Source organism: Acinetobacter sp. YH12072 (genome assembly GCF_013419565.1).
In the GTDB taxonomy this organism is placed as follows: domain Bacteria; phylum Pseudomonadota; class Gammaproteobacteria; order Pseudomonadales; family Moraxellaceae; genus Acinetobacter.
Window position 1 is genome coordinate 1 of sequence record NZ_VOZV01000084.1, and the last position, 2365, is coordinate 2365.

At 37.5% G+C, this 2365-nt stretch carries 1 protein-coding gene and 1 pseudogene; both read left to right on the forward strand.

Annotated elements, in window-relative coordinates; genetic code table 11:
* The first annotated feature begins 345 nt into the window (after positions 1-345).
* Complete coding sequence (locus tag FTU19_RS16070; protein WP_020847111.1) at positions 346-525, forward strand: hypothetical protein; 180 nt, start codon at positions 346-348, stop codon at positions 523-525.
* Positions 526-1116: 591 nt separating this feature from the next.
* A pseudogene (repM, locus tag FTU19_RS16075) lies at positions 1117-2043 on the forward strand (replication initiation protein RepM); the annotation flags it as partial.
* Positions 2044-2365: the final 322 nt, after the last annotated feature.

Here is a 2365-nt window from a genome sequence, read left to right on the forward strand (position 1 = left end):
CAACTTCAATTTTACGATTTCCTAAAATCTAATCCTTGAGTTTCCCCCTCTAAAAAAGATTTCAAAACGCCCCAACTTTTGGGGCTTATTTTTATCTTTTTCAGAGGCCGTTTTTTTGTTTCTCGGAGAGAAACGCGGAAGCGTGCATTCCCTCCTGCTGTCGGAAAATGATAAATCCCCCAAACCGCTAAAAGTTGCCGATCGGCAACTTTTAAAATATCAAATTTTCACACATGGCTTAAAACCGCCTAAAATCGCCTTTAAGCGCACTTTTCTTCAAAACAGGGAAATCTAGCTAAACAGGGCTAAAAACGCCAATAAACGCAAAATAGGAGCATTTAGACCATGAAATTGAGTGATGCTGAAAAAAATAATCGTTTGTCAGAGGTGTTTTTAAAGAAATCAGATCGAGAATATTACGATTTAGAAATCACTGAAGATCATCAAAAACTTTATGATCAGTACGTTTCAGGTGATTTAAACAAGCAAGATTTTGAAGAACAACTAAACAAATTGATCAAGTAACCGAGCGAGTGTCTACGAGCGACTGAGCATTATAAAAATTTGCCCCTGCCTTTTCCCTGATTACAAGCTCCCTGTTGCTTCATAACGAGATTTACAGAGCAAAGCGACTGTAGCCACTGGCTCCATGACGAGCGAAGCGAGCATAAAGCTTTATGAGCGAAGCGAATCCATTCTTGTTTTTAGCGTCCTAGCGGGTCTTTGAAAAAAACTGCCCCCAGGAATCGAGCGCAGCGAGATTCAATAGAGTTTGAGCGAAGCGAAAACATAGGGCAGTTTTAAATGCCGTTTTTAATTTTTTTGGGCTTTTAATAATAAAAAAGCTTTTAAATGCTTTTAAGCAGTCTGAAAGCATTGATATACGTGCGTTTCAGAGGACATAAGACGACACTTAGTGTGCTAAAAGACGACACTTAGTGTGCTAGAAATTCTCAATAAGACGACACTTAGTGTGCTTTGAAAGACAAAATAAAACATGTCGTTTTAAGCACGTTTAGTTTGCAAGATGCGACAAAATAAAATATGTCTGCTTATTGCTTCTTGATAAGGCTTCACATAAGATCAATAAGACGACATAATAAAATAAGACGCTATATGAAAGATTTAATTGTGAAAGATAACGCTTTAATTAATGCCAGCTACAATCTTGACCTAGTGGAACAACGGTTAATTCTTTTAGCAATAATTGAAGCCCGTGAAAGTGGTAAAGGTATTAATGCGAATGACCCTTTAACTATTCACGCAGAGAGCTATATCAACCACTTTGATGTATTGAAAAATGGTGCTTATCAAGCACTAAAAGAAGCCTGTAAAGACTTGTTTGCTCGTCAATTTAGCTATCAAGAACCAAGAGGAAAAGGAGTAGCTCATATTACCTCACGTTGGGTTTCTCAAATTGCATACATCGAAAAAACGGCATCTGTTGAGTTAATTTTTTCACCTGCAATTATCCCTTTAATAACTCGGCTAGAAAAACAATTTACGAGCTATGAGTTAGAGCAAGTAAAAGGGCTTTCCACTGGCTACGCCATTAGACTTTATGAACTTTTGATTGCTTGGCGTAGTAGTGGGAAAACACCAATTATTGAGCTAAGTGAGTTCAGAGAAAGATTGGGAGTATTAGAAAGTGAATATCATCGAATGCACGACTTTAAAAAGCGTGTTTTAGAACCATCATTAAAGCAAATCAATGAAAATACAGATATTACTGTCAAAGAAGAACAGCACAAAAGAGGACGTAATATTATTGGTTTTTCATTCCGATTTAAACAGAAGGCACAGCCAAAAAAACAACAAAAAACCGACCCTAAACGAGATCCAAACACACCTGATTTCTTTGTCGAAATGACCGATGCACAACGGCATTTGTTTGCACACAAATTATCTGAACTGCCCGAAGTTGGTAGCGAATATGCAGAGATCGGAGAGTCATCCGAAGACTTTACGAAACGCCTTGCAGACATGCTTTTAGAGCCAAAAAAATTCAGGATGTTTTATCCGCTACTGGAACAGCTCGGCTTTGGTTCTAAGAAAATCCAATCAGCACCAATCAAACAGGTCGATGAACCTAAGTTTATAGATTTTCCAAATATGCAGATCAACCGAATTTCTTACGGCATGTCCAGAAATAAAAAATTCAAACATTTGAAGCAAGAGAATGAATCACCTAATGATTTTATGCAACGGCTTTGCATCATGCTAAAAGACCCAAAACAGCAACTTCAATTTTACGATTTCCTAAAATCTAATCCTTGAGTTTCCCCCTCTAAAAAAGATTTCAAAACGCCCCAACTTTTGGGGCTTATTTTTATCTTTTTCAGAGGCCGTTTTTTTGTTTCTCGGA

Bases quoted from the DNA above. Each gene is read 5' to 3' on its own strand.
- FTU19_RS16070 (WP_020847111.1), top strand. From the start codon at position 346: ATGAAATTGAGTGATGCTGAAAAAAATAATCGTTTGTCAGAGGTGTTT.